This window comes from Shewanella sp. 0m-6, from assembly GCF_052977325.1.
Genome location: NZ_JBRIMD010000013.1, coordinates 81,792 through 104,179, shown reverse-complemented (window position 1 = coordinate 104,179; position 22,388 = coordinate 81,792). Strand labels below are relative to the sequence as shown.

The following is a 22,388-nucleotide window of genomic DNA, read 5'->3' as shown; positions in this document are numbered from 1 at the left end:
TCTATGCTGTAAACTGAACACAAAAATGCCAGCAAATTGCTGGCATTTTTATCCTGAAATAGCGGTTCTAGTGCAGTTTAAGCTTGAGCTTGAGCCTGAGCTGCTGCGACCTTAGCCTCGCTGCTCTTTTCTGTTTCATCAACGATGGTCAAAACAGCAGTGTCACCCACCACGTTACAAGAGGTCAGTACCATATCGATTAAACGGTCAAGTGCTGCCACAATGGCGAAGGCTTCTACGGGAAGACCCATTTGGTGAATAAGCACCCCAATCATCACCATGCCGCCACCGGGTACACCACCAGCGCCAACTGACAGTAAGAAAACACTGAACATCAATGCTGGTAGCTGCTCCATTGAAATTGGTGCGCCGAACGCATTAGCCACAAAGAAGATAGCAATCGTGATATAAATCGACACGCCGCCCATGTTCATGGTTGCGCCAAGCGGCACACCAAAACCAGCTACAGCACGACTAACACCTAGCTTATCGGTTAGCGTACGCATGGTCACTGGGATAGTGGCATTTGAGCTCGCTGTCGACAGTGAAAACAAAATTTGCTCGCGGGTCTTAGCGCGAAACTCTTTTGCTGAAACTTGTGTGAACATGCCAACGGCAAATGGATACACTACGAAAATCCACAACAACAATAAGCCTAAGATCAACGCCAGATATTCAACCACACTGCCAAATATCGCCGCTTCAAGCGTCGCACCAAGCTTTAACATCAAGGCAAACACACCGATAGGGGCTAATTGCATCACGACGCTAATCAACTTCATCATGATCTTGTTAGCAACTTGAAAGCCATTTACCGCGCTTTGCGCCGCATCGCCTAAGGATTTAATCACGCCACCAAGTAGCAGCGCCATAAAGATAACCTGTAGCATGTTACCCGAGCTAAATGCCGCAACGGGGTTGCTCGGCACTATGCTCACCACTAAATCTACAAGGTTAGGTAGCTCAGTGGCGACAATATCGACACCGCCGCCACTGGACATATCGACGCCTTTACCAGGAGCAAGCAATAACGCCACCCCTAATGCCGCGACAATAGCCACTAGAGTATTGATGATGTAAAAACCGAATGTTTTACCGCCTAGGCGGCCGAAGCTGTTGAGATCCTTAAGCTCGCACACACCGCAAACGATACTGACGAACACTAACGGTACCACTAGCATCATGATCATATTAACGAACATGGTGCCTGCGCCTGAGGCCAAGTCAACGATAGTGCCAGAGAATAAGCTGATATCAGCGAGGAAGTATTGGATGATAGAGCCAAAAATTAGCCCTGAAAATAGACCGATAAAGATCCGAGTCGAAAGTGATTTAGTCATTTGCTTGCCTTATTAGGACATGTCTTAACGCATGCCTTCTATTGCCTTCAATTTTGATGAATTATAGGTTTTCATCTCTATGTGCCAAGGATAGTGAAACATGCTGGCAAAAATTTCAATCAAAATGGCATAATAAGTTTTTGATACAGGCAGGTAACCACTCAGCACAACAGTAGTCAAGCCATTGATAATAAACGCTTTTTGCCAACCATAAAACACGACTTAAATTTCACAACTTTTACACCAGCAACATATCTGCATCATTTTCCACACAGAAACTTAAAAACGGAATAGTCAAAAATACCACCAGCAAGCCACAAAAAGGAGAAATCAACCACAAAATACCGCACGCACAGCACGATACCTCCACCCCAAGACAACAACACCGATTAATGCTCATAAAAAAAGCACCTTAAAAGGTGCTTTTTATTAAGCTGTTTTGCGGCCTATTAGGCTTGCTTTAGCCTTGATTTAGACTGGCGATTACGCCAACCACAGCTCCACATCCTTAATGATGAAGTTACCGCTATACACAGGGTCTGGCTCACCGATATGCTCAAGCTCGAAGTAGCTACGATGCTCTTCTGGCAGGCCCTCATAACCGCAGATCACCTGATACAACCATGATTCTCTATCCCAAGGCAGACCATGCTCATCGAGGTAATCCAATGCTGACTGGCTCTTGCCCGAGTCGATTACGGCACAGAAATAGCCATCTACCGCTATCTTGAGCGGGTTATCGGGAATATCGAAATCTTCCACCTGGGTCAAATCTACTGAGACATCTTGCTCACGCATAACGCCAACATCATTTAAGCGGTCGATACGTTTAATATTTGAGACTATCTCTAATAACTCAGGCTCTAAGCTATGGTTTTGTACATCTACTGCCGCAGGCGCAAGAAGTGGCTCAGCGATATTAAACAACGCCGGGAGCTGCTTGTGGCTAACGTGATCTGCAGGGCGATAATCAGGGTGTAAGTCGGTATACAACAACCAACCTTTTAGCAATCGAGTACGGCCACGAATTTGACGAAAACGCCCAAGCAATTCAAGTAAACGTGCCTGCACAACACTAAGCTCTTGAGTACAGTCACTTAAGGTTTCTTGCAAGGTAGTAACCAGCAGCTTTCTAAGCTCTCGAATATCGCCAGCGATCTCACCGAGCTCACTAAACTGGAACATCTCAAGGCCATTTAGCAGCTCAGATACCTGGCTCTGAGCTAACTCATTTTCGCGGATTTTCGCGTTAATGCTGCCTACATAGCCAAATTCGTTGTTGATGCGGCTCCACAGCACACGAATTGAGTAACGTAGACCATCGGCAAAACTGTAAACATGTTCACTTAAGTCGGCAAGGTAAGCCTCAGAAGCTGCAAAGTCGACATTATGACGCGCCTCTTTATAGTGAGCAGCCAAGGTTTTAATGGTCGCCAGTGACGAGCCAACATTAGAGTCAATCTGGCGATTACGCTCATCGCTCAAGGCTTCCTCAAGCAAGGCTCGCACCGAACGCTTAAGGCGCAGCTCCTGCTCAGGCTCTGGTCGCCACAAGATATCGCTTTTCTGTAGCTTATCGATGGCGCCAGCGTTGCTCTCATCAATCGAGACCGAGCCTGACAAGTAAACGTCCATCACCAGCTCTGCATGGCGTCCAAGCTGTTTTAGCAGCTTAACACCAGCTTGGTGTAAGTTACTGCTCATATTAGATCAGATCCCTTTGCGTTGCGGTCTCGGCCTGCGCTTCAAGACTTAAGCCTTCGGTCTCATCGATAAAGCGGATCACTTCATACAGGTAATCGAGCTTACCGGTGGCGATATAAATTTGCTTCTCACTGTTAGGGCGAGTCAGATAACCTAGCTCGACCAAGCGCTTAAACACTAACTTTATCTGTGCATCTACATTGGTACTGGTAGAGCCAAACAGGCGGTAGTGACTGATTTTGGCTAACTGCTCACGAAATGCTGGCGTGTCTTCAATGCGGGTTTGCAGCTCAGTTAAACGCACCGCAACACCTTCAGAAAGCGGGGCGTCTTGGCCACTGCCCTCTTGCACTAACACTAGCCACTCCACCAGCGGGATAAGCGCATTACAGATATCTTTAAACTGCGATGAAATGACTTTACGCTCGCTATCACCTAGCTGCTGATAACCACAGAAAAACACTTCGCCTTCACTGGCAGAGCCGATAGTACGGTTGATCTGGTTAAGGTAGTTTTCAACATGTTCACGAGTCGACGGGCTTTTAAGTGCGCGCCAACCGTCTTCATCAGTGGTGCGGCAGATAAACTGACCTTTAAGTAAACGCTCGATCAGGGCGCTAGTCCCTACAATGGCGGTTTCGGTTACTTGGCTCATTACACGGCCTCCTGAGTGCGTCGCTGATTAAGTTTATCGGCGATAGGATTAACTTGAGGCTTAACCACCTGCAGTTTCTTAGTTTGTTTATTGATGATGTAACGGTTAGCAAACAGGCTCAACACCTCTGACTCTGGGTTCGGAAACGCGCCCAGTACTGAGATGTTGTTGTTCTCACAGGCATCAAAAATCTTCTTCACGTTACCGTGGTGCAAGGTACCTAGCTCATCAATCGGCCAGTGAATGGTCACCTCGGCGCGGCCACGAAGCAGACGGGTAAATGCCAGTAAGAACTTACACAAAATCAAGTAAGCCATACCGTGACTCGATGATTCATTTAGCTGTCTGTCGGTTCGAATAATCAAATCGCTATTGCCCTCTTTTAGGCGCAATTCAATCTCTAGCAGCTTAGCAATGCCACCTGACAGTGCTGCGCGGCCGATAATGTCTAACGCGCGGCGCATGCTGTTGGTGTAATCCTCGCCCGGTAAGTCATTAAAGCCATCGGCTTTCCAGCGCTTAAACGCCTTAACAAACTGCTCCAGCTCAGGCCAGAACTCAAGCTCACTAATGCGTGAACGAATTCTAACGGCTGATTCTGATACGCCGTCAAGGAACAGTTCTTCACCCACCTCGCGTGTAATACGCGCACTTTGTGAGGCGATACGGCGGTCGATATCGGCGAGTACATCGTAGAAGGCCGTTAAGTCGACACCAAAAATTCGCCCTTGCTCACGTAGCGCCATAATCGATTGCGGCACCATCACGTTCAGCAGCTGCTCTAGCTGTGGCACCAACTTGCGGTAATCGATAATGCGAATGCCTTTGTCATTAACAAAGCTTGATTCTTCACGGGCGCGCTCCCAGGTCTCTGATAAACCTGAACCTGATTTGCTGGCGATCACTGAGTCAAAGTGCTCAACATATTGCTTAACTGAGCCCATCATAGAATCACGCTTAAGCAGTTGGTCTTCACCTTGACGCAAACGCTCAGACAGGCTGCCCTGTGCATCATCATTATTTGGCGGTAGCTTAAGCTCGCTCAGTTTACGCATCACGCTGCGCAGTTTAGTTAAGTTCTCCGATGCTTCAATTTGCACCGCATCAGAGCGCTTACGCTCACCATCTAGCTCGTTACGCTTAGCTTTAACTTCGTTAGCTTTACTCTTTAGCTGTTGCTCTAGATCTAGGCTGGCATGTTTAACTTTGCTCAGCTCAGATTGTAGCTTTGGCTTACGTTTAAGCCAGGTGTGCTGATACCAGTCTTCGTAACGCAATACTTCGCTACGGCGCTGCTCGGCTTTACTGATATTGCTTTCTAGCGTGCGGATCTCCGCTTTTAGGGCAACGATTTTGGCTTCGTCGACACCACGAGACTTAAGCTCATTCTTGTACCACTGCTCACAGGCTTTTTGCTCGCTTGCAGCGTGATCTCGGCGGTTTTGAATATTGGCTTTCACTTGCCCAAGTTGATTGTCTAATGCGCCAACCACTTCTTGCCAGTAAGCATTTTTCTCCATGCGCGCTTCAAGCGCTTGCTCTTTTTGCTCTGCAAGCCACTCCTGCTGCTGGCTTTGCAATTGCTTGATATCACTATCGATACGGGCAAGTTGCTTTTGCGATGCTGCTTTGCGCTCATTCAGCGCTTGGTTAATCTTTTCTTGCTCGGCGCGCTTGTCATCAAACAGGCGACGCAGATCATCACGGCTATTCTTATAAGCCGTACGGGCAAACGTTAGCTCGCGCAGCAGGTTATCCAGCTCAGTGTTGCTAGCAACTAAGATATCTTCCGCTTCCGCTTGCAGCTCTTTAGCGCTGGCTAACATCTCTTCGGCAGCGGCGTGCTTAACTCTTAGCTCTTGCTCTGAAGCGGCATATTCTGGCGCGTCGATAGCTTTTAAGTCGAGTGCAATGCCGTATAGCGCTTCTAGGTTGTCGCTGTTTAACTTATCGCTAATTAGGCTTGGGTGTAGATCGCTACGGTGCAGTAGCTCAGAGTTAATCACCTTACCTAAGGTGTTTTCCCAGCCGTTAGCTTCTTTACGTAAAAACTCCAGCAAGGTATGCGACTGCGGGAACAAAATATGTTGCAGCTCTTCAAGCTCACTTTGGCGCTCGGTGACTCGAATACCGGCGACACGCAGGCTCTCGTTGGCTTGATCGCGCTTGGCCCTAAGCTTACGCTCCTCGCTCGATAGGCGATCGACTTTAGCATTGCAGGCCTCTTGATTTTCATCCGCGCCAGATATGCGCTCATCAAATACCGCAAGGGCAAGCTTTTCATCTTCTGAGTAAGTCACGCTGTCGACGCGAACCTTAAGCTCAGCAGCAGAGACTTTGAGCTGGTAGGCTTGCTCGCTAAATTGGGCCTGGCCTTTTTCGGTCGATTCACGCCACTCTTGCTCAAGCTCAGCAAGCTCACTGCGGCCCACCTCTCTTTGCTTATCGCGCGACTCTCGCAGGCTATCTTGCTCTTGATGCAAGTTTTCTAGCTCACGGTTAAGGCCTTCGCCAATCTTGCTGCGACGGGCGTTATAAGCCGCCTCAATATCTTGATGCTTTTCAGTTTGTAACTTATGACGCTCGCTTAGGTTCTCTAAACTGCCGCGCCAGCTCGGTAGCTGCTCTAAATCTAACTTAGCTTGTTCAATGTCGGCGTCTTGGAAGTTAGCATGCTGATCTTCAATTGAGTCCAGCTCATGCTCACACTTAGCCACGTCACCTTTGGCGGCTGACAAGTCGAGGTTAAGTTCGTCGCGCTGCTCTTTCCACTCATCATCTAACTGACGCAACTGAGCATTTAAAGCTTTAGACAGGTCTTGATGATGCTCCTGGCGCTCAATTTCTGTGGTTTCGTCTTTGCTATAACCACGACGTAGGCTAGCTAGGCGCTGCTCGGTACTGAGTAATTGGTTAAACTCTTGCTCCAGCTTTTCAAACTCTGGGCGAATTTGCTCAAACCCCTGGATAAGCTGACTCTCACGGATCCACGCTTCAACACGTTGTGGATTAAGGCGAGAGCTAGGCGGATTAACACCGTCCTCTTCTAAAATGGCTGCGATCATTGATTTGATCGTTTCCATCTTGCCCTCTTTCGAGTGCACCGCTTTAGCCAGTTTTTCGATATGGCGCAGTGAATGCTCAGCTTCACACAAGGAGAACTGGCGCGCATAGTTGCGCAGTTCATTGCGATTACTGCCGGTGCTTAATAGCGCGCGATCATTCTGGATAATGGCGCGATATTCGCGAGTATTGAGCAGATTAGTCACCGCCACACCTGCGCGCTTCATCTCACGGCCAAGTTCAGCCATGGTGTAACACTGAATGCTATCCCCCTGTTTTGTCTTGATGTAATCCTCAAGCTCAAACCCCTTCGCAATAAAGCGGTAATTAACCCCTTTACCATCACCCGCAGAAGCGAGCACAGCCTGATAAGCGAGGCCGTCAGACTTGATGTATTCATAAATGATGTAGCTTGAATCATGAGGCAAGTACCAGCGCTCAAAGCTGTCACGGGTTGATGGCACCACTCGACTCGGGTATTCACCATAAAAAACCGGTACCAACCGCTGTAGGGTAGTTTTACCCGATGCGTTAGTGCCGCAAATATTGGTGTGGCCATCCAGAGCCAGTTCTACCACGCCAGGTAGATGAGTATCGATAAGTATGATGCGATTTAAGCTTGGCATTGCATTCCTTAATCCAAACAGAGCCGTAACGGTAAGCGCTATGGGCTTACATTAAGCTAAAAATGTCAGGTCTAATGTTAGGGCTATAAAAAATTTTGATGGTCACTAAATTAAAGGAAAGCACCGCGCTTGGCAATCGTGTCTAAGCGACAAAAGAGGCGGTTTGCTGTAATTTTGTGACCAAGTATCTGAAGCGAGATCATACGCCATTTTTGGGTATTTAGATGCTCAATCAATCGGCAGTTAACAAGCGACGCCATTAGCGAGAAACTTAAACTGACAACCAATAAAAAACCCGTCTCACCAATGATAAGACGGGCTCGAATTTTGACTTTGGCTAAATTACTGAACTCTTTACAAAACGCTGCAGTTAAGCACTTTTTTGTTCTTGTTAGCGCTAAGCATTACTGAGTGTACGAGTCACTTAAGCCAGCGAGCTTTGCGTTGCTAAGGCTTGCTGCTTAGCAAAATACTTGCGCGTCTCTTTTAAGATCACGTGTCTTAAACCTAAAATTGCAATCAAGTTGGGAATAGCCATTAAACCGTTAACGGTATCAGCCAGCATCCAGATAAGATCTAAGTGAATAAAGGCACCACCAGCAATCAAGGCTAGAAAGGTAAATTGATAAAGCTTAACCCCCTTCTCACCAAGACGACTACCGGTTAGGTAATACCAACAGCGCTCGCCATAATAATGCCAACCTAAAATGGTGGTAAAGGCAAAACAAACCAGCGCAATAGTCACCACGTATTGACCTACGATTGCCGAACCTCCCGCTGCAAATGCCGCGCTGGTCATAGCGGCACCTGCGGTATCACCACTCCATACGCCGGTAATGATCAGCACAAGCCCTGTCATGGTACAGATCAATATGGTATCGAAGAAAGTCCCCGTCATGCTTACCAGACCTTGCTCAACCGGTTCGTTGGTCTTAGCCGCTGCAGCAGCAATCGGTGCGCTCCCCAGGCCTGACTCATTGGAGAACACGCCGCGAGCAATACCAATTTGCAGCGCCTGCGCAACGGTTGCACCAAGGAAGCCACCCGCTGCCGAGATAGGCGTAAAGGCTGAATGGATCACTAACTCAAACGCTGGCATGATCTGATCTGAAAAGGTAAACAGCACCCACATGCAAGCAAGTACATATCCCAGCGCCATCGTCGGCACCAGCTTTTGCGCCACGTTCGCGATGCGCTTAACACCGCCCAATGTCACCGCTGCAACCATTAAGGTAAGAACGACCGCGGTCACCCAGGCTGGCACGTCAAAGGCGATCGTCATGGCATCGCTAATCGCGTTAACTTGCGCAAAGGTACCAATACCAAAAAACGCGACACCCACACCGAAAATAGCGAAGATTTGAGCGAGCCACTTAAGGCCGAGACCACGCTCGATATAGTACATTGGACCACCGGCGATATTACCTTTTGCATCTGTGGTGCGGTATTTCACCGCCAGCATACATTCGGCGTACTTGGTTGCCATGCCAAAGAAGGCGGCAAGCCACATCCAAAAAAGTGCCCCGGGGCCGCCAATCTTAATCGCGGTGGCCACACCAACAATATTACCGGTACCAATAGTTGCCGATAGCGCGGTACATAAGGCAGCAAAAGAGGATAAGTCGCCCTTACCACTTGCAGGTTTAAACAATAAACCCAGCGCCATAGGCAGCTTAAAGACTTGAATAAGTTTGAGTCGAACTGTGAGATAAAGACCGGTACCGACCAATAGGCAAAGGGTAACAGGTCCCCAGACTATGGCATTGATATCGGCTAAAAGCGCGTGAAAATTCATGGTATTCCTCGAGTATTAAACAACAAAACTCTCTAAATAAGAGTTATTAATAATCGGAGGAGGAAAAGAAATGGCTGTTGCACATCACAGGCGTTTGCAACGAGCAATTGAGTCTAGCTAACATTACTAAACGTAAGTTAGGTAGAAAAAGGCGCAGCGACAAACGACAGTGACTGGTGTATGTGGTTAATATTAACCAACACAGTCATCCTCTCCTCTGTCCTTTTGCCTGAGCGTTTCGCGTTTACTCAGTGTATAGAGTAAACACTTTCGCCTTCGGCGCTGTGTGACAATTAAGCTTCGAACACTTAGCTGCTCACAGTCTCTCCAGAGGCTCGTCCAGTAACAGTCCTCACCACTATGTGGCACCTGAAAGAGTGCTTTGTTAACTGCGATTAGCAATAACAAAGTTGCCTCGTCGGTGTGGGGTTACTCCCCACTCTCCTGCTACCTTCATCCGAACGGATCCCAATCCTTGTCTAACCATTAGGGTCAGCAAGTGATGGGGACACGTAGAATGCGCCCTCTGCGCGCTGGCATCAAGTGAACTTAGTCACATTTTTAAGGTTAACCGTTCATTCGAGCGCTTTTAAATCAAGCTGGCGCTATTTTGTTCTAAAACTACAAAGCTAAAAAACATAAAAGCCACTCAAGCAAGTAAGCTTAAAGTGGCTTAAAGCAGGTATATAAAGCGCAGTTTTAATACCAAGTCGTATAAAAAGCTAACTTAGCCGAAGGCGATTCTGCGGCTTTCATAGGCATCAAACATCTTCTGCGCGGGCTCATCTTCGTATGGGCGCAGACCACTCATGACCAAGGTTTTAACCCCGGTACCGACTACGGTATCACCACTGAGTAGCTCAAAGGTTAGCGTCACATCGCCGCGTTTGCCTTCGATCGCTAGCTCTTGCTTAACCAGAGACAAGCTTACCTCGTTAAAATCTAGGGTGGTTAAATCAAAAGACATGCTCTCGTAGATCACCAAGGGGCGAGCAGGGTTAATCATCATCTGCTGCTGCTTCATCATAGGCACCAAAATGTGCATAAAATTAAGACCTGAGAACGCCACATATTTACGAATAAATGACTCTATCTGTGTCTCGCACTGACGCACATCACCGCTTCGATGTACTTCCAGATAACGTTTATCTTTGTCATCTCGGATATCAAAGTCTTCAGCAACAGCTACAGGAAACTGCAACTTGACACCATCGCCAACCATACCGGCAAAGTTGAAGGTCATTTTCTGGCTTAAACCATACTCATTAAGCACTAAGGCGAATAACAGGTCGCCAGGAACACAAAAGCGTTTGGCAGCAACATCATGAATTGGATTAAAATCTTGCGCGACGATTTTGGCAAAATCACTCGCCTGCTGAGGAGTGATAGATACAGATTGATTTTCTTTTTTAAAATAAGAACTTAGAAACATATTCACTCAAAAATCTATTTAGCCATAAAAATGACCAGACAGTGTATACCAAGATTCAATTTTCACTCACCCGATGACTTGGTGAATGCCGATGAAATGAACCTGCACCGTCGAACAGAATTTTTCAGTCTAAATAAAGCCTCCCTCTAACCCCATGAATAAAAATTAAAAAAACCACAAATCGCCCAAAAAACTCCCAATAAAACCCAACTCAAACACAAAGCTGAATGAGAATAGTTTGCATTATGATAAGCAATTGATACAATCTGCGACAAATAAAGCAAATTGATTTAACATTTGGGGAATGAAATGATGAAAAAAACCTTACTTGCCACAGCGCTAGTTGGCATGTTTGCGTCTCAAACTGCCGTTGCAGCCGATGATTCAGCAGAACTACGAAAAATTATCGAACAACAACAGCAAGTACTTCAAGATCTTGAAAAACGTCTCGACGAAACAGAAAAGCGTGTTGAACAAACTGCTGACGTTGTTGAAGAATCAGTCTCTGTATCGGTCACTGAAAGTTCGACGACTATCGGTGGTTATGGTGAGCTTCACTACAACAACATTACTGATAACAAAACTGGTAACGATAAGAAGTCCATCGATTTTCATCGCTTCGTATTATTCTTTGGCCACGAATTCACTGAAAATACACGTTTTTTCTCTGAGCTGGAAATTGAACACGCTCTATCGGGTAACGATAAGCCTGGTGAAGTTGAGCTAGAGCAAGCTTATATCGAGCATGACTTCAATCAAATGTTCACAGGTAAAGCGGGTCTATTCCTCATCCCTGTCGGCATCATTAACGAAACTCACGAGCCACCAGCATTTTACGGTGTTGAGCGTAACCCTGTTGAGAAGAACATCATTCCAGCAACATGGTGGGAAGCAGGTGCACTGCTAAATGTTAAAGCCGCTCCAGGCCTTGTATTTGATGGTGCTATCACTTCAGGTCTTAAAGTGGATGACACTTATAATATTCGTGGCGGCCGTCAAAAAGTTGCTAAAGCAGACGCCTCTGATCTTGCTTACACCGCCCATGTTAAATACACAGGTGTGACCGGTTTAGAGCTAGCAGCAACTGCGCAGTATCAATCTGATTTAACTCAGGGCGCTGCTGGCGTTGATAATGCCGCGGCGACATTACTGACAGCACATGCTATCTATTCTATTGAAGCGTTCACCGTTAAAGCACTGTATGCACAGTGGGATATAGACGGTAAAGAAGCAAAAGCCCTTGGTCGTAACGAGCAAAACGGTTGGTACATTGAGCCGTCTTACCGCATCAACGAAAGTTTTGGTGTGTTTGCTCGCTATAACGAATATGACAACAATGCGGGTAATAACGAAGACACTAAAATTGAGCAAACTAACGTAGGTATCAACTACTGGTTGCACGAGAACGTAGTGTTTAAAGCTGACTATGAAACCGTGGGCGGCGCTAAAGATGCTGACGGTTTTAATTTAGGTGTTGGCTACCAGTTCTAAGCTAAACAGCCCGCTCCCAATGACGTTAGCTGCAATGACGTTAGCTTCTGTGGGATTAGCTTTAACAACGTTAGTTTAAATGACGTTAAGCTAATACAGGCTGTTACCAAAAGAGCGTCCAACTCGGGCGCTCTTTTAAAATCAATTCGAATAAGCTGTTAAAATAAGTTGTTATATATGAAGTTACCCTTAGTCATTTTTATCACTGCTATCAGCTTATCGCTGCTGACAAGTGTGGCGCACGCTCGCGGAACCTATCAAACTCCTGAAGACTTTATATCTCAAGCCTTTAATAGCACAGTTCCTAAAGCTAAAGTGCTATGGATTGATGACGAGACCAAAAGCGTAATTGAATCGATTCTCGCCCATAGTTTTAAAAAAATGCGTCTGCGTTATTGGCAACAAGGCGATGAAAGTGTGTGGGTGATGAATGAACTCGGTAAAGAAGCCCCTATCACCGTCGGCATTCATGTTAAAAACCATCAAATAGCCCAAACTAAAGTCTTGGTTTACCGAGAAAGCCGCGGTGATGAAGTCAGGCATGATTTTTTTACTGACCAATTCAAGTCAGCCAAGCTCACCCCAGCACTCAAGCTTGATACCCATATCGACGGCATTACCGGTGCAACATTATCAGTAAGAGCGCTGACCAAGTTATCACGTATCGCGCTTTACCTAGATGGGTATATCACCACCAAAAACTAAGTAATAACAACGATAAAGTGAACCAGAGTAACCTCGAGTAAAACCATACCAGTAACGGCGCAACATAACTGCAGTTCGCAGACATGATCTCTGTTGCACCGGCGCTAATACTCAGATGCGCTAATGGTACATCTGAGTAAATATCACTACTCTTGCCAATAAAAACAGTGCTAAATTATGCTTACCGTTTGCCTTATCAATGGCAGAGTAACTAATGAATTCTAAAGTCAAAATACTAGCGACAAGTTTGTTATGTCTGAATATCAGTGGCTGTGAATATATCGACAATATATTGCACCCAGATGATGGTAATGAAGTGATCGTCGATAACAACTTCAGAAATGATGCGCTGCAACTCGGTTTATCTGATGACACCATAACCCGTTTATGTACAGCGACAAATAAGGTTAGCGTTAAATGCATCACCCAATTTAATGTTGAAACAAGTCAACAAGAAGTCAGAGTTGAATACGCTTACAACGATGTGATTCAGAAAAATGATTACGCCAAAAGCACCGCTGTAAGCCGAGTTATTTTTCATCTGCCCGCAGACGGCGCCACTGCCAATATTGAATTTGAAAACAGCCGAGTTTACCAGTTCAATGATGGTTATCAGTACACTTGGCAAGAACCCACTGATTTTGCTACAGCTGATTTGGTAAATGATGCCAAAGAGTCAATTGCAACACTCGATAATTTATCTGTGACAATTCGTGTATCTGATTCTCAGCTATCAAATATTTCTGCAGTTTCAATAAGTAATGATGATTATTCATTAACTGAAGCGCAAGATCTGATTAATGCAGCCAACAGCCTGTTATTTCCAGAATTAATCGTCAATGTCACCAGTAGTGAAGTAACAGTGCCCACCGATGCATCATTTGCGATGTTTACTACGGGTCATCGCGCTATTTTAGCTGATTATTCTTCTGTTTATTCAACCGCGATTGAACAAAGTTGGTTCTAGCTTTAAGGCTTAGTGAATGACCGACTAAATAGCCAACTAAGTGATTGATTAAGTCAGTAAGTGAGTAACTTTAAGTTAGTCTTTCCTTGAGTAGGCCTGCTGTTAGGCTGGCCTATTCGCTTGAACGACATTCTTACTCAACGCCATCAACCCCATTGCTTTATTCTCTATTTTGAGAAGTAAAGCACGACGAAAAACTAAACAACCCATTAGCAACAACATTTAACGGTTCAGTAGTGGCAGCGGTTGCTGTAAAGTAAATGAGCAGCATTCGTATTTAACGTCTTAACTGAGTATGCCCTAAGCAACCAATTAAGCAATGCGCCTTAAGCAACACAATGACGACTCATTAAAACAACTAGAAGGTCAACAGGCCCTAAAATGACCCGAAAACACCCAAATTTTAGAGTTAGACTATTACGTCAACTTCGCCCCTGGCACCGCAGAATCGGTATTTTTTCTACCTTGTTGGTTATTTTTATCGCTATCACTGGCGTGTTAATCAATCACAGCAATCACCTATCTCTCGATACCGCACATGTTAAGCAGACCTGGTTACTCGATTACTATGGGATAAAACCACCCACTGACGTTGCCATATACCAACTCAGCCCTTATCACCTCGCCAGCTCTGACAATGAGGTTTGGTTAAACGATAAGTTAATATTAGAAGCGGGCAGTGAGGTTTTGGCCGTCGCCGTCAACCAAGAGATGATTGTCGCCATCGATAGCCAACACCTGTATTTACTCTCCCCTCAAGGCGTATTACTTGAAACCCAAAGCTCAGCCACGGGGTTACCTGATCATATTCAGGCAATTGGATACAGCGAAGCGTGGTGGCTACAAACAACAAGTGGCCAGTATAAGGCCGATAACGATATTATCGAATGGACTGCGGTAGCGCCTTCGGCTGTTATTAATTGGGTTAGCCCTATAGATAACGCAGAAACAATCAAGGTTGCAGAGCAAATTAGATCGAGTCGGTTAACGTGGGAGCGGGTATTACTCGATATGCACAGCGGTCGATTCTTCGGTTCTCTCGGCCCTTGGATAATGGATCTAGTGGCATTAAGTTTATTGATTATGGCGTTTACAGGATGCTATATCTGGTTACAGCAAAAACCGCCTAGAACAAGGAAAGGTCCTAGGTCCTAGGTCCTTCTTTGTAATGTAGGTCGGCATTTATGCCGTCAATCCAGGTATGTTTAACGGCAAGGCTGATGGGCTAAAGCCCAACCTACATCAGAAACACCATACACATCTTTGACTGTATAGCAGGACGAAGTCCGCTCTAGCCGCGAAGCGTTCTAGATTCTAGGTCTTAGAGAAAGCAGGTTATAGGAAGGGCTGAGACGGAATAGCACAAAGCTAAGATGGTTTAAGCTGAGACGGAAAACTAAAGTAATAACACTAAAATAGTAACGCAACTTGGAAGTTGAAATGAAAGTTAAAATAGATGTGATCCATGGCGAATCTCAGTCCGTATTTGATGCTTTGGTTGATGGCGTCAGGCAACACAACTTTGCCCATATGGGGCCTGAAACCTCCAAAGCTCTTTCGGTGGTTGCCCATGACTCTAGTGATAGTAGTGGCAGCGGCAAACTTATTGGTGGCGTTGCCGGACGTACTATTTACGACAACTTTCTAATTAACGTGGTGTGGGTAGATAAAGCAGCGCGAGGCACAGGACTTGGCCGCAAGCTTATGCTGCAAGCCGAGACTGAAGCCAAAAAGCGCGGTTGCACTATGGCGCAACTCGATACCCTTTCTTTTCAGGCTCCGGTCTTTTATCAAAAACTCGGCTTTGAAATTATTGGCACTGTACCTAGCACCGCGAAAAGCCCCGAACGCTATTTTTTATTGAAGAGGTATTAAAATAAGGTTCTAGGAAAAGCAGGTTCTGGCTCCTAGAGCCTAGAGCCTTCTTTATAGTAGCTCGGCATTTATGCCGTCATTTCCCCTTTAGTTAATCCTCATCCGTGATGGGCTAAAGCCCAACCTACATTGAAAACACAATGCAGGCTCTTGCCAGTATAGCTGGACGCAGTCCGCTCTAACAGCAAAGCGTCCTCGCAGCGAGTTTACGAGTGCTCTAGGCTTTTAGCTTTTAGGACCTAGGTCTTAGGTCTTAGGTCCTAGGTCCTAGGTCCTAAATAATCAAAATAATATGCGTTAAGTCAAACTGTCTCACTGCTCACAAGTTAAACATTTTATATCTCACACCATCGCTAACCCTCTCGCCAAAAATCCGATTTGGGCGTAGACTTGCCGCCCTTTCAATTTTGGATCTTCAACCCGATGAAACAGCGCCTCCTCGCTTGGGCTCCAGTGTGGCTACTGGCACTAACGGCCTTCGTTTTTGTCTCTACTGAATTTGTTCCTGTAGGCCTATTATCAGCCCTTGGCCAAAGCTTTAATATGAGCGCGGTTGCTATCGGCCCGATGCTCACAGTGTATGCCGCCGTGGTTGCGCTGGCATCACTGCCTGCGGTGCTGCTGTTTGCACGCTTTGAGCGTAAAAAGCTGCTGCTTGGGTTAATGTCTATCTTTATCATTAGCCATGGGATCTGCGTCTGGGCGCCAAGCTACGACATCTTACTATCTGGCCGCATCGGCATCGCCTTAACTCACGCACTCTTCTGGGCTATCGCTCCGGCGCTAGTGGTACGTTTAGCCCCTGAAGGACAAGGCGCAAAAGCGTTAAGTATCTTCGCCACTGGCTGCGTATTGGCGCTAGTACTTGGTATTCCACTGGGACGAGTAATAGGCCAATTAATCGGTTGGCGTAGTATTTTCGCCTTAATTGGCTTACTCACTCTAGGCATGATGTTACTACTGTGGCGCGGTCTACCAAACTTACCCGCAACCCATGGCGGTAGCTGGAGAAGCCTACCAAGCTTGGCTCGTAATAAAGCGCTACTCTGGCTGTATCTGTTAACCATGACGCTCGTTACTGCACACTACAGCGTTTACACTTACCTAGAGCCTTTGTTGCAAGAGCACTTTGGCTACTCAGCCAATATCACCACTATGATTTTGTTGATATTCGGTGCGGCAGGATTAATTGGCAGTGCGCTTTTTAGTCGCTATCAAGCACGTCATGCTCAACAACTGCTTACCTTAGCGATAGTATCGCTCGGTACTTGCATGGCGATATTACCTTTCATTGCGAGTCAGATCTGGTTATTGCTGCCACTGTGTATTTTATGGGGTACGGGCATGATGTTGATGTGCCTATCTTTACAATCAAAGGCGCTCAAGCTCGCGCCAGATGCTACCGATGTGGCTATGGCTATCTATTCTGGTCTATTCAATGTTGGCATTGGTGGCGGCGCTTTGCTGGGCAGTATCGTTGCGGCAAAATATGGTGTCGTTCAAAATGGCAACTGGGCCGCTTTCCTGGTGGCTCTAGCCATTATTCCCTTGATTTATCTACTAAGGGCTCGTCGTGTGCAAACGCTAGCAGGCTAGTATTACTCGATTCTACAAACAAAGATGGCCAGAGATACAAAGCATCACTGGCCATCTTCACTTTATTAGCTAATACCTTAGCGCTTGACCTATTAGTCACCTACGTATTAGTTATTCATCTAATCAGTTATCCACCTATCAGTTTCTTCCACCAAGGCAGCGGTTCACCGCAATTGGCCGCAGGTTGATAGCTGTCTCTAAGTGCTGGCACCTTTACCACATTGGCGCATTGTGGCTCTTGCGCTTTACCTGTGTCACGCTCAAAGTAGCCCTGCACAACCCCATCAACTGGCGCCATACGTAAGCTTAATGGCGCACGATGATTAAGAAATGCCTGATAAACCGCCATAGCGCCGCTACTGCCATAGAGTCCGGTTTTGCCGTTATCATCTCGGCCAACCCAAATGGCGGCGACATTGCGCTCATCGAAGCCGGCAAACCAGGAATCGCGCGAGTCGTTACTGGTGCCAGTCTTACCCGCTAGCGTCACATAAGGGAATGCATTACCCAAACGTCTAGCCGTACCTGACTCAACCACTTGAGTCATGGCATATTTAACTAAGTAGTTACTGGCTGCAGGAATACTTTGCACCGCTTGCGGCCTAGAGGCTGCCAGCGGCTGGTTTTGGGCATTCAATACCGTAGTCACCGAATTTAAGTGGCGGTAACGACCATCATCGGCAATAGTTTGGAACACCTGCGCAACCATTAATGGTGAGCCATTGACTGCGCCAAGTAGCATAGAAGGATACTCAGGGATCGTATCTTTCCAGCCTGCTTTATCTAGCGTGGTTGCTACACTACTCACGCCTATCGCCATGCCAAGGTTAACCGTCGGCACGTTCATCGAGTTCTTAAATGCTGTCAGTAAAGGCACTTGATCTCGGAACTTTTTATCAACGTTTTGCGGCGACCAGGTCTTGCCTTGGCCATTTTTCAGCGTAATGGGCTGATCTTTTAAAGGCGTCATCAAGTTATATTGCTTACCATCATTCAACGCTGTGGCGTACACAAATGGCTTGATCAATGAACCTATAGGCCTGCGAATTTCTACCGCACGGTTAAAGCCTTTATAGCTTGGCACTTTATCGCCCACCATCGCAGCAATACCTGCCGAATACTTATCGGTCAGAACCATACCCACTTGCAGACTTTTATCATTTTTACCCAGCTGCTTTAAGGTGTGTTCGACCGCCTTTTCTGCCGCCTCTTGCGCCATTGGATCTAGCGTGGTGTAGACTTTTATCCCTGACTCTTGCAGTAAAGCGTCACCATAGCGGCTAGCAAGTTCATGCTTCACCACAGAAAAGAACGCAGGCAGTTTCTGGTGCACTGACTTGTTGGCTAATCGAAGCCCCAAAGGCGACTCTACCGCCGCTTGATACTGGCTCACATTCAAGTCACCAGCTTCCATTAGCAAACGCAATACTAAGTCACGTCGCTCCTGCGCACGCTCAGGGTAGCGCCACGGATTGTAATAAGATGGCCCTTTAATCACCGCCACCAAAAATGCCTGCTGCGGTACCGTCAATTCTGCAATTGGGCGACCAAAGTAAAACTGCGAAGCTAAGCCCATACCGTGCACGCCACGGGCTTTATCTTGGCCCATATACACTTCATTGAGGTAGGCTTCTAAAATCTCATCTTTTTCATAACGAAAATCGATAATGATCGCCATTAGCGCTTCGCGCAGCTTTCGACTCAGTGAGCGTTCACTCGATAGGAAGAAGTTCTTTGCCAGCTGCTGAGTCAAGGTAGAACCACCTTGTACTGTGCGCCCTGCGCTGATATTCACCATAGCAGCACGTAATATGGCGAACGGATTAACGCCGTGATGCTCATAGAAACTGCGGTCTTCAACTAAGATAAGTGCGTTAACAATAGGTTGAGGGATCTTATCGGTCGCCACAAACAGTCTATCTTCACCATCACCAGTGATAATTCTGTCGAGCAGCACAGGCTCTAGATGGAATACGGCCAATTGACGTTGATCGCTATTACGCGCTACAGATCCCACACCATTACTGTCGAAGGTAATCATCACCCTCTGCTCAGCTTGCTCGCCTTGAGGATGCAAAAATGGTCGACGCCATAGATCGATTTTAGTCTTGGATGCTGAAAACTCGCCGACCTGACGCGGATTAGCCACCTTACGATAGCCAAGCAATTTAAGCTCTGACATCAATTGCTCATGGCTCACTGCAGCGCCAGGATACAGCGCCATCGAGCGACTAAAGACCTGGGCTGGCAGATGCCATTTTTGCCCTTCAAACTTACGGGCAATAATTTGGTCAAGATAGATAGCATAAGATGCGATGATCACGGCTAAGACAAGGCCCAGCTTCCAGCTGATGGACCAGATTTTTTGCCCCCAACCACGACTCGTTTTCTTTTGAGTGGGCTTTCTTGTTGCTCGCGGTTTTTTCGCGACGGTTTTCTTCTTCGCCGGCGCTCTTTTAGCGCCTGTTTTAGGTGTAGCTTTATCTGTCATTATCGGTCCGCGACGTGCTCAAGCTTATTGCGAGCTAAACGTCTTCTTTTTAGTAAATTTGGTCGGTTGGGTATTGGCGGGATCATCGGGCCATAAATGCTTCGGATACCTTCCCTTCATCTCTTTCTTAACATGCTCATAGGGCCCTTGCCAAAAACTCGCAAGGTCAGCGGTTAACGCTAACGGCCTATGTGCAGGGGACAACAACTCCATCGTCACAATGAGTTTGCCCTGTGCAAGTATTGGGCTTTGTGGCATACCCAATGCTTCTTGTAGCCTTACGCTCAACAATGCGCGGCCGTTAGCATCATAATCGATGCGAACTTGCGTCCCTGTCGCCATTGGCCAGCTTCTTGGAAGTAACGCCTCAAGTTGCTGCTGCAACTCCCAAGGTAATAAATTAAGCAGCAGAGTATAACAATCTATTTGCTGTAATTGTGCCAAACTGCGCACGTCATCTAAGTAAGGGGCTAGCCAGTCATCAAGCTCATTTAGCAATGAGTCATTATCTAATGCTGGCCAAGCATGTTCTGGGCAGTACTGCGTCGCTAAGGCGACACGATTTTGCAATTGCTGACATTTGCTGTTGAAATTAACTAATGCCAAGCCCTTTAATCTTATCTGCTCTAAAAGGGCGCCCTTTATTAACCGCTTATCGACGACTTTAATCGCCTCTTTGGTTAATAATATTTGGCCAACTTTACGCTGTTTTTCAGCATAGAAACGCCCTTTTACCTCATCCCAGCCGCAATACTCTACGCTTTCAACCAAGCTGGCTAACTGGGTATCAAACAATTGCTCATTGAGCGATGCCGCTAAATATACCTTACCTTGGCTGCGACCTTCAGTTTCTTGCAGATCTGCAACCACTAACCAACTTGCCCCTGCTAGCGCATCTTCACTCGCCAGTTCAACACCACTACCGTTCGCCAATTGATATCCACTGACCCCACGGGCCTTGGCAATTCTGTCTGGAAAGGCAAAAGCCAATAACATGGCGATATCATCATTGCTGGCATGGCGCACCGCCTCGTTCAGATCAATGTTGCCTAACGCGGTGAGGTTTAATGTGCTGACCCAGTTACGGATCTGCTGGCGTGTCTCACCCTGAAGCGCTTCATGTAAGTAACGACTGATATCCGCCCCTTGCCTGCTACGACTTCGTGACTCCAAGGTTGCCGCCAATATACAGGCCAGCACGGCGAGATAAATATCTTGTTGTTGCTTCGCTTGCTGCTTAGCAAGCAATAACATGTGCGCCAATCTTGGATTACAACCAAGTTGGTGCGCGGCGCGGCCGTGGCTGGTAATTGAGTGTGAGTCACTCACCATGCCCATCATTTGAAGTAAGTGCCAACTTACATTTTCATTTGCCACCGATGGTGGGGTGAGCATTGGCAGCTCACCTAAGGATTTAACGCCCCAATAGGCACCGTCGAGTACCATTGACAGCAGATCGCTATGAACAATCTCTGGCTCATCGGCTTTTAATAACCGCCCATGCTCCTCTTGGCTCCATAATCGAGTACAAAAGCCTGCCATAAGACGCCCAGCTCGGCCCGCACGCTGTGCTGCCGAGGCCTGACTGATGCGCTTTAGTGATAACCGAGTGACACCGGTTTTGGGGTTAAAACGCGCCTGGCGTTTATAACCGGAATCGATGACCTGAGTGATCCCCTCAATAGTCAGACTCGACTCTGCCACGTTAGTGGCAAGTACCACTTTTCGCATCCCGCTTGGCGCTGGGGCAATCGCCAGATCTTGCGCCTTAGCACTAAGGCTGCCATATAGCGGACAGATAATGATCGTTTTAGGGTCTAAACGTGCGCTCAGCATGGTGTGTAAGCGATTAATCTCACCCTGACCAGGTAAAAATGCCAACAACGATCCTTGTGAATGCTCATTAAGGCTATTGATGATCACCTTCGCCATATGGTCCAGCCAGTGACCCTGACTCGGAACACTGCTATAACTATGCTCAACAGGAAAGCTGCGTCCTTCACTGTTAAGCATTATGGCCTCAGGCATCAGCTTGGCAAGCGGCAAGCCAGACAGCGTCGCTGACATGGCGAGGATTTTTAAGTCCTCTCTAAAGCTCGCTTGGATCTCTAGCGCCAGCGCCAAGCCAAGATCTGTGGTGAGATGCCTTTCGTGGATCTCATCAAAAATCACCATATCAATACCCGTTAACTCGGGATCTTGCTGGATCATACGAGTAAGAATACCTTCGGTAACGATTTCTAAACGGGTATTAGCACTGACCCGCGAGTCACCTTTGACTCGGTAGCCCACCTCTTTGCCTAATTCACCTCCCCGCTGCTTGGCAATAAACTGCGCAACATTACGTGCAGCTACCCGCCGAGGCTCTAGCATTAAAATTTTACCGCTTATTTCTGGCCAATCGAGCATATCAAGTGGCAGAGCTGTTGATTTACCAGCGCCAGTAGGAGCTTCGAGGATCACCTGCTGCTGACACTTAAAAGCGTCACGCAATGGTTGTAGCAGTGCATGTATTGGTAATGAGGTCACGAGAAGGTCTTTTATACCGTTATAATAAGTTCATGCCATGAGTGATTCGGGGAAAATGCCCGTTAATCTGCATGAATGAAATGAAACCCATGCTCGCTAGTGTACTCTAAAAGCCACCT

General features: G+C 46.8%; 14 protein-coding genes and 1 riboswitch. Of the genes, 6 read left to right on the top strand and 8 right to left on the bottom strand.

Annotated elements, in window-relative coordinates; genetic code table 11:
- Window positions 1–77: 77 nt before the first annotated feature.
- The 6 genes from ACVBJC_RS11825 to ACVBJC_RS11800 all read right to left on the bottom strand — a co-directional run bounded on the left by ACVBJC_RS11825 (window position 78) and on the right by ACVBJC_RS11800 (window position 10,615).
- Window positions 78–1,340 (bottom strand): dicarboxylate/amino acid:cation symporter, encoded by a 1,263-nt coding sequence (locus ACVBJC_RS11825; RefSeq protein ID WP_447160961.1) that lies wholly within the window; start codon window positions 1,338–1,340, stop codon window positions 78–80.
- A 483-nt stretch (window positions 1,341–1,823) separates the two neighbouring features.
- Window positions 1,824–3,044, bottom strand: coding sequence for a phosphoenolpyruvate carboxylase (locus tag ACVBJC_RS11820; RefSeq protein WP_447160960.1), 1,221 nt, complete (start codon window positions 3,042–3,044; stop codon window positions 1,824–1,826).
- Window position 3,045: 1 nt separating this feature from the next.
- On the bottom strand, window positions 3,046–3,699 hold the full coding sequence (locus ACVBJC_RS11815) for a hypothetical protein (RefSeq protein WP_447160959.1): 654 nt from the start codon (window positions 3,697–3,699) through the stop codon (window positions 3,046–3,048).
- Window positions 3,699–7,388, bottom strand: a complete 3,690-nt coding sequence (locus ACVBJC_RS11810; RefSeq protein ID WP_447160958.1) for an ATP-binding protein — start codon at window positions 7,386–7,388, stop codon at window positions 3,699–3,701. The genes ACVBJC_RS11815 and ACVBJC_RS11810 overlap by 1 nt, the downstream gene beginning before the upstream one ends.
- Before the next feature lie 424 nt (window positions 7,389–7,812).
- Window positions 7,813–9,183, bottom strand: coding sequence for an alanine/glycine:cation symporter family protein (locus tag ACVBJC_RS11805; RefSeq protein ID WP_447160957.1), 1,371 nt, complete (start codon window positions 9,181–9,183; stop codon window positions 7,813–7,815).
- A gap of 207 nt (window positions 9,184–9,390) precedes the next feature.
- Window positions 9,391–9,524: riboswitch (glycine riboswitch) on the bottom strand.
- A 386-nt stretch (window positions 9,525–9,910) separates the two neighbouring features.
- Window positions 9,911–10,615, bottom strand: coding sequence for a DUF3581 domain-containing protein (locus tag ACVBJC_RS11800; RefSeq protein WP_447160956.1), 705 nt, complete (start codon window positions 10,613–10,615; stop codon window positions 9,911–9,913).
- Window positions 10,616–10,927: 312 nt separating this feature from the next.
- Here ACVBJC_RS11800 and ACVBJC_RS11795 point away from each other — a divergent pair, with 312 nt between their 5' ends.
- The 6 genes from ACVBJC_RS11795 (at window position 10,928) to ACVBJC_RS11770 (ending at window position 17,249) form a co-directional block, all read left to right on the top strand.
- Window positions 10,928–12,106 carry a porin gene (locus ACVBJC_RS11795; RefSeq protein ID WP_447160983.1) on the top strand — a complete coding sequence of 393 codons (1,179 nt, stop codon included), beginning with the start codon at window positions 10,928–10,930 and terminating at the stop codon, window positions 12,104–12,106.
- A gap of 177 nt (window positions 12,107–12,283) precedes the next feature.
- The gene (locus ACVBJC_RS11790) at window positions 12,284–12,811 is read left to right on the top strand and encodes an FMN-binding protein (protein ID WP_447160955.1); all 528 of its coding nucleotides are present in this window, start codon (window positions 12,284–12,286) and stop codon (window positions 12,809–12,811) included.
- A 214-nt stretch (window positions 12,812–13,025) separates the two neighbouring features.
- Complete coding sequence (locus ACVBJC_RS11785) at window positions 13,026–13,778, top strand: hypothetical protein (RefSeq protein WP_447160954.1); 753 nt, start codon at window positions 13,026–13,028, stop codon at window positions 13,776–13,778.
- Window positions 13,779–14,159: 381 nt separating this feature from the next.
- Window positions 14,160–14,933 (top strand): PepSY-associated TM helix domain-containing protein, encoded by a 774-nt coding sequence (locus ACVBJC_RS11780; RefSeq protein ID WP_447160953.1) that lies wholly within the window; start codon window positions 14,160–14,162, stop codon window positions 14,931–14,933.
- Window positions 14,934–15,218: 285 nt separating this feature from the next.
- Complete coding sequence (locus ACVBJC_RS11775) at window positions 15,219–15,653, top strand: GNAT family N-acetyltransferase (RefSeq protein ID WP_447160952.1); 435 nt, start codon at window positions 15,219–15,221, stop codon at window positions 15,651–15,653.
- A gap of 423 nt (window positions 15,654–16,076) precedes the next feature.
- Window positions 16,077–17,249 (top strand): sugar transporter, encoded by a 1,173-nt coding sequence (locus tag ACVBJC_RS11770; RefSeq protein ID WP_447160951.1) that lies wholly within the window; start codon window positions 16,077–16,079, stop codon window positions 17,247–17,249.
- 127 nt (window positions 17,250–17,376) lie between these two features.
- Here the strand turns inward: ACVBJC_RS11770 and mrcB are convergent, their stop codons facing one another.
- Together mrcB and hrpB are read right to left on the bottom strand one after the other, a co-directional pair.
- Complete coding sequence (gene mrcB, locus ACVBJC_RS11765; protein WP_447160950.1) at window positions 17,377–19,740, bottom strand: penicillin-binding protein 1B; 2,364 nt, start codon at window positions 19,738–19,740, stop codon at window positions 17,377–17,379.
- Window positions 19,741–19,764: 24 nt separating this feature from the next.
- Window positions 19,765–22,269, bottom strand: a complete 2,505-nt coding sequence (hrpB, locus tag ACVBJC_RS11760) for an ATP-dependent helicase HrpB (RefSeq protein WP_447160949.1) — start codon at window positions 22,267–22,269, stop codon at window positions 19,765–19,767.
- Window positions 22,270–22,388: the final 119 nt, after the last annotated feature.